The following is a 15,178-nucleotide window of genomic DNA, read 5'->3' as shown; positions in this document are numbered from 1 at the left end:
TTTCAATCCTTAGGAATATCCAAATAAGCTCTTAATTCTTTCATCTTTTCATTTTCCCACTTAATAATATCTACACCTTCTAATCTATGTTCATCTAAAATTAGCACAAATTCAATAATCGTAATATTGCCTTCCATGTAGATATTTTTAGCGCTAAAATTTAACTTATTGCAATTGCTAAATATATTTTTTATAACTTCTAAAGATTTATTTTTTCCCTCTACTCTTTTAACTACAGGATCTTCCAACACAAAATCATCATCAAAAAGTATAGATACACCATTTAAATCTTTCTCATCAAAAACTTTTATATATTGTTTAGTTAACTCTTTTAGCATTTTTCACCCTTTCATATTCAGTAATTTTAGCATGGCTATAAAAAGTGAAATAGCGATTTGAATCAATAGTTATGTTAACCACCTTTTTATTTTTTAAAATTAACTCATTTAAAGTTGAAGCTATATAATAATTTCCCATATAATTCACATCTTTTTTTATAACATTTTTAGCAGCATTAAATAGCAAGTCTAAATTCTTAAAATAATAAAATCCAGCAATAGCATTTTTACTTATAGGTTTTTTTTCAAAAGATTCTAAGACTAAATTGTTATCTTCATTGCATTTAACATAAGCCCATCTTGGATGAATACTTTCAAAACTTAATACACCAGCATCACATTGCTCAAATTTAAAAAGAATCTCTCTTAAATCATATTCAAAAATTTGATCCATGTTAACCACTAAAATAGGATTGTCTTTCTGTATATCATCTATAGCCATCATAAATGAACAAAGCATTCCTTCTGTTTCATTTTTTAATACTACTATTTTGCTTTTATTATTAGTTAAAACATTAATAGCATCATCTAAATGATACCTTTTAACATCATCTTGTCTTAAAATAAAAATAAAGCGTTTTTCTTTTATATTATCATAGTTTCTTATGAAATGTTCTAACATAGTTTTGCCGCAAATTTCAACAAATGGCTTTGGAAAGCCATCTTTATCCTCGCTAAAAAAAGAACTTTTACCCGCCAAAGGAACAATTATATCAATCATCTATTTTCCTTTTTGGAAATTATCAATATGTTTTAAAATATTTTCATAATTAACCTCAATGATTTCTCCTACTATCATTACATTAGCTCCGCTAGCTTTAGCTGCTTTTATACCATTTTCATTATCTTCTACAATCATACATTCTTTTGGGTGCAAATTCATTCTTTCTATAGCCTTGTTATACATCTCAGGATCAGGTTTTCCTTTTTTTACATCTTCGTTAGAAATATAAAAATCCAAATATACATCAAGAGAAGCTTTTTGCATCATTATTTCTATAGTATTTCTAATAGAATTAGAACACACAGCCATCTTATAACCACTCTCTTTAAGTTTCGAAAGAGCATATTCATGGTGAAATCTTGGTTTACATAAACTATGAACCAAATCCATGGTGTATTGTTGCTTTAGCTCATTAATAAATCCATGTAAGCCTACAGGTAAACCTTTTTCCAAAGAAAGCATTTTTAGTTTATCTTTTGTTGGTAAACCATCAAAGGTTGTAAGATGTTCTATACGAGAAATTTCCATTCCAAAAAGTTTTAATGCTTTATTTAACGCCTCATAATGCCAATCCTTAGCTTCAATCAAAACGCCATCCATATCAAAAAGTATCGCTTTAATTTTCACATTAAAAACTCCCTTGCTTGAAAAGGATAGTCCGTACAAAGCATCAAACTATCACCGTTATCTAATTTTTTAGATATTTCTTTGTACTCTTGCCACTCTTTTTTAAAATCTCTTTTATGTAATTCAGGGGAAACAATACATATTTTTTTATTATTTTCTAAATGACCCTGAATAATCTTCTCATCAATCCAATGTTCACAAAATTCATCCATCCACACTCCGCACGCTTCATTATAAAAACTAGGTTGTTTTTCATATTCACTTTGTCTTGTAAAAACATTAAAGCCTGCCTTTATATAAAGTAAAGCATCGGGAACCGACATATCAAATACAAAGTAGTTATCAACATCATATTTCTCTAAAAATTCTTTCAAAATACTTTGAAGTCCATCAGCTTTAATATTTAATGCCAAAGGAAAATTACTAGAGAATCTTTTATATAAAGCAAAAAAATCATCTAGAGTCAAGCAACTGCTATTTGACATATCATGTGATATAACAATTTGCTCTAACATATCTCGCAAATCAGTCTCGACACCAAAATCATTACAAAAACTCCGCTCAAATGCTTTTAAGGTGTTTTTCTCACTACATTTGCCCCATATACCTCTATGAGATATTATTTTCAATCTTAATCCTTTCGTAATCTTGCGGTGTTCCGCAAAATATTATATCACTCAAATTTATCTCATGATATTTAATTTGTTTATCATTTTTGATCAAATAGTTATATAAGGGTGCTATATATAGTTCATTTTTTACATACAGCTTGTTTTCATACGAAAACTTAAAAGAATCTTTAAAGTCTTTGCCTTTTTTAAAATAATATAACCCGCTACTACAAAGATTAGAAATTCTTTCTTTTTCAGTTGTCTTCAAAACATTTTTATCATCACCAGGTAAAACAAACGACCACTGCTCTCCATCGGCCTGAAATACTTCCAAATATCCATCCAACTTTTCATAGTCAAAATCAGGTAAAATATAATTATATCTAAAAGTATCTATATTAAAAATCAATATACTTTCATTATCATCAATATAAGCTTTTTCCAATCCAAGCATAACTGTATGGGCCTGCCCTTGAGTTTCATCATCAAGTTTTACAAGAATTTTATTTTTGATTTTAAATTTTTCACACTCATCTGCAATAAATTTTTCGGTATTATGTATATCTCTATAAATAAAAAGAAAATTGCAATCTTTGAAATAATGCTTAAACCCAAAAACCGCATTATAAAATACAGTTTTATTTTGTATTTTAAGCATATATTTTGGTATTTTATAACCTGCATTTAAAAATCGTGAACTAAGCCCAGCCATAGGAAAAACAATAGTCATACCAAACCTTTATCTTTAAAATAAAAATATAATCTAAAAACATTAGCAAACAAAGCCTTTTGTCTGTCACTATCATCAGCATGCAAAGGAAGCATAGAAGCAAATAGATGTATAGCAATAGAGCAAATTTGCTTATCAATTTCGAACATTGTAAAAAATTCTTCCTGAATTTTAACTATTTCATCACTCACATCTATAGACAAAAATATTTTATCTTTTTGAATTTCACATCTTGAAAAGCCAGAAACAATAAAATCATACAAACCTAATACGGAGTGCACTAATTTCGCATAATCATAACACATATCTCCATAGACTGTTATATTCTCATCAAAGTCCATTCCCCTGGGATCAAACGTTTTTATATTCTTTGATCTAAAATCATACACAATATTACTAAAACAAAAATCTCCGTGAATTAATCTTATATCTTGTTTTTGCGATATATTTTTATCTAATGAATTTAGGATTTCACATATTGATATACTTTCATAATTACCAAAAGAATATTTTTTAGAAAAACTAATTTCTGGATGATTGATTTGTTTTAATCTTTTCAACGTTTTAGCTTTATAATCAAAAACAATCTCTTTATCACTTTTAAATTTATGAATAGTGTTTAAAAATACTTTTATAGACCCAAAAATATTACGCCAAATATAATGTGGTAATTTTCCAAAAACAAACAACTCTAATAAGGTATTATGATACAAATACTCCAATCGATAAGAACCTGCTTTTTCACAATAAAATCTTGGTAAGTACATGTTATATTTTTGTGGAAATCTTCTATACCAATTGATCTCAGCTCTGATTTTACTATCCCAATTTGAAGACTTTATCACAAAGTTTTCATCAATTAATAAATGATTAAAAGCTCTTTGTGTGCTAAATTTTTTTTTAGAATGAAAATAATTTGTTATCAAGCCAAAATCTAACCATGAGTTATCTTGAGCTATACTAAAAGCATGAGTATTGGAATATTCTCTTAACCCATCAACAAAAGAATAATGATTATCCAAAAGACACTTAACTAAAAAGTATGGATATTCAATATTCATAAAACCAGATAAAACCAATTCATAGTCTTCCGAAATGTTATTTTTTATCCTATAATTTAACACTTTCTCTTTAAACAAGTACGCCCATTTATAATTCTCTTTTACCTTTGAAACCACCAAATGGTTTTTTAAAGACTGTATAGAACTAAAATATGTATCACCGTGTAATATATAAATCGACTCATTGATTGGAGAATTCATATTAATAGTATAAATCAAAGCTTCTGCTAATTGCATACTTTCAGGAATATATAAAATCTTTACACCTAGTGATTTTAACTTTAGAAAATCATATTCACTAATTTGAAAACTTTGAGGAAGAGTTAATACTATCGACTCATTTAAGTTACGAAAAAGTTCAATCTGATATTCGTATAATCTTTTGTTGCCCAACGGCAAAAAAGAAGGAGGAATTTTTCCAAATTCTAGTTCAAAATCATCAGAGCAATAAGCTGATGACATAATAAAAATCATCTATTTCCTCCATCTTTATATGGGTTTTCTTTTTGAAGAATCTCAATAATTTCCTCATAAGAATATTTTGCGAATTCAGAAGGTCTTATAGCTTTATCATCGACATAAAAACCATCGTAACCACACCATGGCTTTCCTACGATAATATCATCATAAGGAACTTTATGCTTATCAAGCCACTCTACAATTATGGGCAATGTATTATGCTTAATTTTTTCAATATCACCCTGATATGTTCTCATATTTCTACTAGTAAATATAGTTACTTTAAAACCTAATTCCTTATAATAACATAGTTGCCTTAAAATGTTTGTATTTATTGGCTTATCCTTGTAAGGAACATCAGTATCTAATGTTAAAGTTCCATCTAAATCAATAATAATATTCTTAATAGTCTTTCCTTGTTTTTATTATATTATACTTTTTTTTATCTTTCTTTAGTATTAATTACCATCCAATTCTTTACATATTCTTTCAAATTCTTGATAGTATTTCCAAGAGGCAACTATATCTGGCCTGTATTGCTTAATGTGAGCAAGTTCTTTATCAAGTAATTCTTTCAGTCTAATCCTTAGCTCTTTGTTTTCTTTTAAATATTTTAACACATCATCTTCTTTAAATAATTTAGATTTTTCAATCTCTATTCTTTCTTCCAATGCCTTTATAAAATTTGCCAAATATTTTTTTGTGGCTTGCATCAGTTCACCGCTCTGCTTTAACTGCTCATAGTCTTGTGGTTTTATAAAAATACCTAAATTGTCATATTTTAAAGGCTTATCAAAAAAATCACTTACAATGTTGATATATTCTTTGGATTGTTGTATTTGTTTAGCTCTAAATTCGGTATTAATTATAATTATAATACTACCAATATGCAATCTCATAGGAAAATATCCAATTGTATCGTCAAATACCGTGCATGAAAATTTTTTCTTATCAGTAGGCTCGCTAAATCCAAATTTATTTGCCAAAGCACACATTGTATCAAATGCTTTTTCTGGTTTAATTTCCTCCATATCAATGTAAAAAACATCATCATGAAAATTTTTAGTTAAAGATGTATAACAAAAAAAATTCAAATTAACATAATTCTCTAAAATATCAATTTCAGGAAAACCAGAGATTCCTTTTCTCGAATAGTATCTCTTTACATCCACCACCTTTTTAACATCAGAATCTAAATAAAAATCATACTTAGCAAATTTATTTGGGGCTATATGATTAACTCTAGATTTTAATCTAGATATAGGATCTCTAACTAAAAATAAAACCCTTCTTTTTTGATCAAATAAGCCAATTAATTTTTCCTTGGCCTTTGATTGTATATTTCCATATTCCATATAAACTAAAATATTATAGTGTTTTTTTTGCATTGCTAAATATTGATCGCAATAAATACCGAGTACATCACCTCCTCGATATGTTTGTCTTGTATATAACCCAATATAACAATCTTCTAAAAATTTCATCATTGCCGCATGCCCAGAAACTCCCCCAGATAAAAACACAAACTTATAATTATCCGGTAAAGGTAAATTCATTTCCCATGCAAGTTCAGCAGGAATATTTTTATAGTTAATTTTTTCATTCTCATCGTTTAGTTTTTTAGGATCAAGCAAAGAAGGGTAAGGGTGATTTTCTTGTTTATATTTTTCTTTAAAATCTTTCGAAGATAGCCAAATTCTAATAAGATCAAAATGTTTTATAAAAAAATCAAAATTATGAAATATATTTTCTAGTATGGGTTTATAATCTTTATGTTGTTTCAAAATATCAATCAAATCTTGAATATTTATTTTATGATTTTTTATTGTTGAATTGTAAAAATGATAGTGTAATTTTTGAGGCAATATGCTGATAATATCTTGAATGTTTTTATATATCTTATATTTTTCTTTTAACAAAGAAGGTAACATAAAGTATCCTCCTTTACACCAAGCTTTATGAGCACAAATCAAAGCTTCTCCTAGCATATAGGAAAGATGATACTTATATCTTATGCTTTCATTATAATCTTTGCAAGATTCTACTTTAGGATATGCAAGTTGTGGAAATATTTTAATAGTTTGCTTGTATAGTTTTTGTTCTTTAAAATGTTGTTGTTTTATCTTATATAATTTATATGGTAGGGTTATATACCCCCCCCCATGTTGTTTTTTACATTCTATGATAGCAAGACCTAATCTATAAGAAAGTGAATTTTTTATCCTGTCTATAGCACTATTTGGGTTAAGCATTAGAGTTCCTTAGATTCATAACTTAAGAACATTTTTTGCAATATATTTTTTACTCTTCCGTAATCATAATGCTCTGAGCAAAAATTTAGCAAGTCTTTTTCTAACTCCTTAGAAACATCTGGAAATTTTATTCCTCTTATAGCATATGATACATCTCTTTGCAAAATAGGTTTTACAGTGAAAATATTTTTTAGTGAAAAAAACATATGCAATAAATAATGCGAACTATCTATTTTACTTAAATCGGTATTATTTTGATAATAAACCCATAAATTCATCAATTCTGCGACGATATCTCTGCGACCATAAAAAAATTGATCTTGCACGCCATAAGAAAAAAAATCAACTGCAATTTCATTGTTTTGCAATTTCATTAACTGGACTTTATTTATATTTCCTTTTAGACCAATATCCGGTCTAACTCTAAACAAATAATCATACCGAATATTATGATTTTTTTCATATTCAAACACCATTTGAAGTGACCTATAAATCCCATAAAACATCTTTGCCCTGTTTTTTTCTCTCATAGATAAAAAATCCATCGATAAGGATTGTAAAAAAATCTCCTCATTTTCAGTATCGGCAGCAACGCATTTTGAAATACTCTGAATATACGCACTATCGATTTTTTTAACACCATGCTCCATATTTAATTTATTATATAATTTTGGAAAATTAGCTTGGAGAAAAGATGTTTTCTTCATATATTCTGGACACTCTTTTAAAAAATCGGCTCCAAACAATCGATACACCCAATTACTATCCCCGCAAAAACCAGGATATTCAACACTTCTATCCCAACTAAAAACAAACAAATCTGCATTTAGTGGTTCTATTAATACGGATTTTAAATTATCAATAACTTTCTTAAAATCACCTCTAATCAACCCTGATAAACATACGGCAATTTTTACATTATCTTTTACATTATCTTTTACATTATCTTTTACATTATCTTTTACATTATCTTTTACATTATCTTTTACAAAAAAAATGCCATTACTTTTTTTATTATATTTCTGGAAATAATTTTGATTCTTTAAGACATACTTTTTTTTACCTTCATCTTGATTTACTTGGTGTAAAATAGCACCAATAAGTACAGAATTTTGATATTTAAAAAAACCTTCTTCTCTTTTTTTTTCAAAGTAATCAATAAAACTACTCGTAATATATTTTTTTCTTTGTTGGTTAATACTCTTTGAGGTTTCATATAAAGACAAAACATGAATAGCTAATTCTGCACCCAAATTATCACTCTCCATCATTTTATTTATGGCATAATTTACTATCATTTGAGTTTTCCCACAATCCTTCTTTATAAAATCTAAATTTTCCATGCATAGTTTATGTAGCTCAAAAAAATTATTATGATAAGTCAAATTTAACATCTTGCTTTCAATTTTATCACTACAGCACATAATCGATGGATTATATGACAAATTATAAAATTTTAATAAATGTACGGCTGTTTCCGAGTCATTGATTTTTAACTCAATCATCTTATTAATTTTTTCAAGGCCAAAGTCAATAAAAAATAACTTATAAATTACCTCCAAATAGCCAATATCAGCCAAGTAGTGTATATATTCAAATAAATAACTTTCATTTATTTTTATAAGTTTTTCATATATCTGTCGAGTATATTCATAATTCCAATGTTTTTTGGCATCATTTAAACAAAATAACTCCCGATTGACAGATTCACTACACTCATTACTTCTTAATATTGTATAACATTCAGGTTTTTTATAATACATCAGTTGTAAATTTAATTTATAATCATGAATTTGCTTAGTTATCCATCTTTCTGGACCAGCACCCATAGGGGGAAATTTTAAAAGTTCATTATGCCAACCACATATATAATCTATAGATTTATTACCAGCTATCAATAATAAATCAATACCAGTAATATATTTTCTTTGATTTCTAAACAACTCCATAGAGTTTGACTCCATATATGTATAGAAAACAATATCATCAAAATCGCTTTTATTATAGCTCAAAAAATCTATCTTACCTTGACCGCTATTCTGCAAAGCTTCAAATATCTTTAACGGTTTTAAAAATATAATATCTAATCTACTTAAAACAATTAAATCATATTTTTTGCCAGTTTTTTTTCTTAGCTTATTGCACTCTTGCATTGAATATGAAATATTATAATTAGCAATATATGATTTTTCACTAAATCCATTCTTCGATATTCTTTCTCTTTGCTCCTCATTAAAAGACAATTGATTATCTATTTTAAGTGCTATTGGATTATATTTTTCTTTTATAAAACTAACATCATCCTGCTGCAATGGTTTTCCTGCGATACTTAAGTCTTTTTTGTATTGATGTCTATGATCCACATGCTCCAACTCACTCCATGTGTGTATATACACATCCATTTCAATATCATTGTTTACATCCAAAACATTTTTTTTAAAAAAATCATATGTCCGACGATAAGTTCTTGCATGTCCATAAAACAAAACAGCCACTCTATATTTATCATTTTTTTTTTCTTTTTTTATATTAAAAACGCTTTTAATTTTTGCAAACATTGAATGTTGTACTCCTTTGCATTAAAATCTAATATTTCAATTAAATTACTAATATAATATTCCATTCCATACACCAATCCTTTTATAGTATTATCCACTATCAAACCACCACGATTCTTAAGCACACTAACATTCCCTGGAATATCTGTAGCAACTATGGCTTTATTTAAAACCAATGCCTCTAATAAAGTCATAGGTTGCCCTTCATGGTTTGAACTCATTACAAAACAATCCGCTTTTTTCAAATATGGAAAAGGATTGGAAATCCTGCCAAGAAGAAAAACTTTCTTTTTTAAATCTAACTTTTTAATCAAATTTTGCAAATCTTCTTTTAATGGACCTTCTCCCAAAATCAAAAGAAGTGTTTTAGGATACTTCTCGTTTATAACTTTAAATGCCTCTATAAGCTTAGCTTGATCTTTTTCAACTGAAAGCCTAGCTATATTGATAAACACTTTATAGTCTGTTTTAAAATATTTATTCTCAGTTATCTCATCTAGCTTCTCTTTTGATTTTGCTATGATTTCATTGTGATTAATAGTGTTTTCCAAAAAATCAAACTTGTCTTTTTCAATATCATATGCATTAGCTAGATTTTTTTCATTTTCTTCATTTGTCTGCTTTGAAACAGAGAGAATTTTTTTATAGTCTTTATAGCATTTAAAATTTTGCTCAAGATAAGGAAATCTTTTCTCAAATTCACCTTGCATATTATTGTGTAAAAAAATCATATTATTATCAACACTAGAAAACAATTTTACCCAAAATACATTATAACCTTCAAAATTAATCACTACTTTAAAATTTACATCTGCATATAATCTTTTAAATTCTCTTTTATAATTTTGCAAAGACTTTTCTTTATTAAGATTTTCTTTTTCTATGTAAAATTCTTCTAAAGTTAAATTTAAGGAACCAACTTTTGGTAAAATTTTAACCTTTTCAGATATCAAATAAAACTGTTCCAATCTTTCTTCATGAGAACATATCGAAGCAGGATCAATAGACACAAAAATATTAAAATCTAAATTTTGTAAATGGTGCACTAAATTTTTAAAAGAACTCATAATACCATTTGGTATAAATGGCCCCACATAAAATAAAACATTGTTGCAGTTTTTCGTGTCTTTCTTTTTCATATCATCAAAGAAAGTTGAAACCACTCTCGCACAAGATTTCCCATCTTCTAAATCATAAAATTTATGTTTCAAACTAGTCAAGTGTGAATTATCTTTTACAAATAAATCTTTGGAATTTAAAACTTCTTTTACATCTTCTATTGTTTTGCAAACATGATGTGTTATTTCATCTACATTAAAATATAATCCCCTCTCTTGTTTATAATACTCATAATCATATAAATAACAAATAATAGGTCTCTCCAAAACCATAAAATCAAACATTACAGAAGAGTAATCCGTAATCAAAACATCTACAATGGGCAACAACTCATTCATTTCCATATAAGATGGAAGCAAGACATCTTTTAATTGTTCATTATCAAATAAATGCTCAATCTCATGATGAACTGATACTAAAATTTTAAAATTACTTTTTTGAAGTTCCAAGATATCATTCTTTAAACGTTCAAAATCAAAATACTGTTTATTTAAACCACCTCTCCAAGTTGGCGCATAAAGTAACACTTTTTGGTTATCTTTAATTCCTAAATCATTTTTTATAGAAACATCATTAGATAAAGACAAATCAATTCTAGGATATCCTGTTAAAACAGAAACACCAGAAAACAAGTCTTTAATATCATAATCATTCTCCAAAATATCTTTTGTATATAAGTTTGGGTGGATTAAATGCGTTGCATGCAAAAAATTTCGTTGTACGTTGGCATGCTCCATAAAACCAGTTTTTATTTTTTTACCTAAATATTTAATAGGCGTACCATGCCAAGTATTTAAATATCTCTGTCCTTCTTTTCTAATAAAATAATCAGGAAAGGTTACATTGTTGATAAGATATTTGGCACTAGCTAAATACTTTAAATAAAGATCGCTACCTCTAACAACAAAAACAATATTCTGCATTTTTTTAAAATTTGCTTTTACATTGTTAAGATTATTTACAACCCATACATGAGTATAAGCTTTAAATTCATCTTGCTTTAAAAGATGTAAAAATATAGCATAAGGATTACAAGACATTGATTTTCCATGGAAACTTTCATATAAAATCACATTATCAATGATTTTTAAATTCTCATAACACTCCGTATAAAACATCCTTCGTCTTAGGTTTTTATCACTTAAAACACCTTCTGATAAACCATAAGGTTTATTTTGAAGAACTTGAGATTTATTTAAAAATTTTGCAGATTCTTCGTATCTGCCTAAAGAATTCAGACATTTACATAAGCGAAAATACCAATAAGATTTATGTTCATTACTTCTTCTAAGAGCTTCTTTATAAAATTCAACTGCCTCTTCAAGTTTTTTTTGCTTTTCAAGTATAAGGGCTAATCTATAGTGAGTGTATGGTCTTTGATAGTTTATCTCTAGTGTTCTTTTATAATAATATTCAGCGTTACAGTAATCATATAATTTTTCAAAACTAAAAGCTATTTTATACAACAAATCATCGTTATCCAAATTTTTTACTTCTTCATGGTGCTTTAGATATGCTTTATTTGCCTCTTCCCAAAGTCCTTGCTTCTCATGAAAAATGCCAATACCAAATTTCCTTGCATCAAGCTTATCATCATATTTAATGGCTTTATTGTAATATTTTTGTGCTAACTCAATATTTGGCTCACTATCATGTCCTTTACTTTCATAACAATAACCTAATTTATAATATAATATTGATTCTTTTTTATCACTAAGCTTAACAGCTTGCTCATAATAACTTGCAGCCTCATGATATCTTTTCATATTTTCAAGAGCTATTGCAAGATCTCTGCATATAAAAAAATTTTTTTCTTTATCTTGGATTTGCCTTTTCAAATCCTCAACTTCCTTCCACCACAATTTTTGTGGTCTAAAAAACATATTGTTTAGGTGATTTTCTGTTTGCTTTAATTGAGTGTGCCAAGATTTTTTTGATGGATCTATAATCAAAGCTTTAGAAATGAATTCATTTGCTTCTTTCCACTGTTTTAACTTAAAATAACTCATACCAAGTTTAAAGTTACACTTTGCATGTTTTTCTCTTCTTTTTAGCACCCTTAAAAAATAACTTTGAGCTTTTTTATAATCTTTCTTTTTTTGATAATACCACATACCTAAAAAATAATAAATCCAATACATTAAACACTTCCTTTATATATTTTTTCACCAAATCGCTCTAAATAGAATAATATTTTGTTTTTATTATTTTTTGCATATTGACTCATCAATAATTGATATAAATGAACAACAAACGCTTCACTATTTACAACAATAGCATTTGGAGTATCCAAAATATTATCAAAATCTATTTTTTTTATTTTCCAATTTCCATAATTTTCACTTAAATATTTATCAAAATCTTCAAATCCATAATATTCATCACCCATAAAGTTATATTTTTGCAACCGCAATGTAGTGTTATACCATTTTGCCACTTCTCCTTGATGGTATATCTTATCAAATTCTTTAAAATGCAAAAATACATCTATTTTTACACCATTAATATGCTTTAGTTTTAAACCACCAATCCAATCCGAATCATACTGCACAAAAACACCGTATTTTAAAATCTTATTTTTTATTTCATCATTATAATCTTCACTCCAAATTCCAATATCAATATCATAATCATGACTTATAAAATCACCCTCTCTAATGCAACCTAAAAATGTCCCACTAACTAAAAAAAAATCAATATTGGAATTATCAAAAATTTTCTTTATATCTCTTAAAGCATTTATTGCATCCTGCTTTGCCATTTTACTTTTCTTATTCACAACTTTTAAAGGAAAGTGTATTATATTATCCTTTAAATACTCTTTAGCTCTAGCATAATCATAGTTTTTCTTAAAAACGGTTATTAAATGCTTATTTATTATCACTTGCTCTTTTTGAGAATAATTCTGTTGAAATTTTAAATATAAATTTTCTAATTTGCTAACATCGTTTTGATTTTCAACCATCTTGCTTAAAAACAACCAAGTCTTTATTCTCTTTGTTTGTTTTAAACAACCAATTAAAATTTCCCATGCTTCTTGCTTTTTATCGCATAAAAACAATATTTGAGCTTTAAGGTATTTAGCTTCCATATGATTAGGATAAAATTTTAAAAAATAGTCAATATGATCAAGAGCTTTAAAATGTTCACAGCGATAAAAATCAAGCTCAGCTTGATAGTAATACGCTATCTTTTGTCGTATAAAAATACAAATTTTTAAAAAAAATAGCAATTTCGAGTGATTTATTTTTTTTTGCGATAACATGACTATACAAAATGCTAAAATTTTTTGCGTAAAAAAAAGTCCTTTAGAATCCCTTAAGGCTTTTTGCAAACTAGTCTTAAAGGTCATGTCTTAATCATTTCTATAATTTCAGTAGTAGAAATACTAGGTGTTCTTTCTAAATACACAACATCACATATTTTATCAAAACAATCAAATTTTCCCCTCCAATCATCTCCCATAACCAAAATATTAGCTTGATATTTTTTAATATATTCTTCTTTAAGCTCTAAGGACTCCTCTAAAAAAACTCCATCAACGCATTTTAACGCTGAAATAATTTTCATTCTCTCGTATTCACTACAAATAGGCTTTCGTCCCTTTTTTGCAAAATTCAACATATCTGAAGAAACTCCTACAATAAGTCTATCACCCAACTCACTTGCCCTTTCTAAAATTCTTAAATGTCCATAGTGAAACAAATCAAAAGTTCCAAATGTTATAACCGTGATCATCACACACTTCCTATTGCATAAAGTTGTATAATGCCTGTTATTTTTTCATTTTGCGTAACAACAATTTCTTTGATCTTATGTTTTAACATCAACTCTTCTGCTTCGCTTGCCATAGCGCTTGCTTCTATGGTTTTTGGACTCTCACTCATGATTTCTTTGGCTTTAAAGTCAAATCTTGGCTTATCATTTGCCCTTAATGCTCTTCTTAAATCTCCATCTGTGATAATCCCAACTAATTTTTCATTTTCAACAACTATACAAAGTCCCAATTTGCCACTAGTCATCACATCAACTAATTCATTAAATTCACTATTAGGGCTGACTATAGGCAGGTTGCTTGATACCATCAAATCACTTACTTTGGTTAAAAGCTTTCTACCTAAGCTTCCTCCTGGGTGAAATAGCGCAAAATCATCGGGTTTGAAATTTCTTGCTTTCATTAAAATCACTGCTATAGCATCGCCCATTGCCAAAGTAGCGGTGGTAGATGAAGTTGGAGCAAGCTGAAGTGGACATGCCTCTTTTTTTACTGCGATATTGATAAAAACATCAGCTTGTTTTGCTAAGGTAGAGTTTTGATCTCCTGCCATGACAATCAAAGGAATTTTTCTTTTTTTGATCACTGGAATGAGTTTTAAAACCTCTTCGGTTTCTCCTGAATTTGAAATAGCCAAAAGCACATCTTCACTCGCGATCATTCCAAGATCTCCATGCAATGCTTCACCCGGATGCATAAAAAAACTCGGAGTGCCTGTACTAGCTAAAGTTGCAGCTATCTTAGCTCCTACATGACCTGACTTACCCATACCACTCACAACACACCTGCCTTTAATAGACAAAATCAACTCAACCGCTTTACTAAATTCCTCGTTTAAGGTGTCGCATAAATCTAAAATCGTTTTTGATTCGATTTGAAAAACTTCTTTAGCTATTTTAATCGCATCTATTTGACTCATTGAAA

13 protein-coding genes are annotated in these 15,178 nt (G+C 27.8%); all 13 read right to left on the bottom strand.

Features of this window, described 5'->3' with window-relative positions:
- Nucleotides 1-2: 2 nt before the first annotated feature.
- Nucleotides 3-338: a nuclear transport factor 2 family protein gene (locus tag CSUB8523_RS01585; RefSeq protein WP_043019412.1), complete on the bottom strand. Its 336-nt coding sequence runs from the start codon at nt 336-338 to the stop codon at nt 3-5.
- Nucleotides 319-1,059, bottom strand: a complete 741-nt coding sequence (locus tag CSUB8523_RS01580; protein ID WP_039662821.1) for a glycosyltransferase family 2 protein — start codon at nt 1,057-1,059, stop codon at nt 319-321. Before CSUB8523_RS01580 ends, CSUB8523_RS01585 begins: the two co-directional genes overlap by 20 nt.
- Entirely contained in the window at nt 1,060-1,689 is a 630-nt protein-coding gene (locus CSUB8523_RS01575) for an HAD family hydrolase (protein ID WP_256378639.1), read from the bottom strand.
- The gene (locus CSUB8523_RS01570; RefSeq protein ID WP_043019411.1) at nt 1,686-2,318 is read right to left on the bottom strand and encodes a PI-PLC domain-containing protein; all 633 of its coding nucleotides are present in this window, start codon (nt 2,316-2,318) and stop codon (nt 1,686-1,688) included. The genes CSUB8523_RS01575 and CSUB8523_RS01570 overlap by 4 nt, the downstream gene beginning before the upstream one ends.
- Entirely contained in the window at nt 2,299-3,030 is a 732-nt protein-coding gene (locus tag CSUB8523_RS01565; protein WP_039662814.1) for a glycosyltransferase family 2 protein, read from the bottom strand. The genes CSUB8523_RS01570 and CSUB8523_RS01565 overlap by 20 nt, the downstream gene beginning before the upstream one ends.
- Entirely contained in the window at nt 3,027-4,565 is a 1,539-nt protein-coding gene (locus CSUB8523_RS01560; protein WP_043019410.1) for a capsular polysaccharide biosynthesis protein, read from the bottom strand. Before CSUB8523_RS01560 ends, CSUB8523_RS01565 begins: the two co-directional genes overlap by 4 nt.
- Nucleotides 4,562-4,945 (bottom strand): HAD hydrolase family protein, encoded by a 384-nt coding sequence (locus CSUB8523_RS01555; protein WP_256378650.1) that lies wholly within the window; start codon nt 4,943-4,945, stop codon nt 4,562-4,564. Before CSUB8523_RS01555 ends, CSUB8523_RS01560 begins: the two co-directional genes overlap by 4 nt.
- A 63-nt stretch (nt 4,946-5,008) precedes the next feature.
- Nucleotides 5,009-6,802 carry a capsular polysaccharide biosynthesis protein gene (locus CSUB8523_RS01550; protein ID WP_043019408.1) on the bottom strand — a complete coding sequence of 598 codons (1,794 nt, stop codon included), beginning with the start codon at nt 6,800-6,802 and terminating at the stop codon, nt 5,009-5,011.
- Nucleotides 6,802-9,360 carry a hypothetical protein gene (locus tag CSUB8523_RS01545; protein WP_043019407.1) on the bottom strand — a complete coding sequence of 853 codons (2,559 nt, stop codon included), beginning with the start codon at nt 9,358-9,360 and terminating at the stop codon, nt 6,802-6,804. The genes CSUB8523_RS01550 and CSUB8523_RS01545 overlap by 1 nt, the downstream gene beginning before the upstream one ends.
- Nucleotides 9,327-12,620 carry a CDP-glycerol glycerophosphotransferase family protein gene (locus tag CSUB8523_RS01540; protein ID WP_043019406.1) on the bottom strand — a complete coding sequence of 1,098 codons (3,294 nt, stop codon included), beginning with the start codon at nt 12,618-12,620 and terminating at the stop codon, nt 9,327-9,329. Before CSUB8523_RS01540 ends, CSUB8523_RS01545 begins: the two co-directional genes overlap by 34 nt.
- The gene (locus tag CSUB8523_RS01535; protein WP_043019405.1) at nt 12,620-13,831 is read right to left on the bottom strand and encodes a LicD family protein; all 1,212 of its coding nucleotides are present in this window, start codon (nt 13,829-13,831) and stop codon (nt 12,620-12,622) included. Before CSUB8523_RS01535 ends, CSUB8523_RS01540 begins: the two co-directional genes overlap by 1 nt.
- On the bottom strand, nt 13,828-14,217 hold the full coding sequence (locus CSUB8523_RS01530; protein WP_043019404.1) for an FAD synthase family protein: 390 nt from the start codon (nt 14,215-14,217) through the stop codon (nt 13,828-13,830). Before CSUB8523_RS01530 ends, CSUB8523_RS01535 begins: the two co-directional genes overlap by 4 nt.
- Nucleotides 14,217-15,173 carry a KpsF/GutQ family sugar-phosphate isomerase gene (locus tag CSUB8523_RS01525; protein ID WP_043019403.1) on the bottom strand — a complete coding sequence of 319 codons (957 nt, stop codon included), beginning with the start codon at nt 15,171-15,173 and terminating at the stop codon, nt 14,217-14,219. The genes CSUB8523_RS01530 and CSUB8523_RS01525 overlap by 1 nt, the downstream gene beginning before the upstream one ends.
- Between the last annotated feature and the right edge of the window lie 5 nt (nt 15,174-15,178).

It is taken from the genome of Campylobacter subantarcticus LMG 24377, assembly GCF_000816305.1.
Taxonomy (GTDB): domain Bacteria; phylum Campylobacterota; class Campylobacteria; order Campylobacterales; family Campylobacteraceae; genus Campylobacter_D; species Campylobacter_D subantarcticus.
The sequence above is the reverse complement of the archived record's forward strand: the minus strand, read 5'-3'. Positions and strand labels throughout refer to the sequence as shown.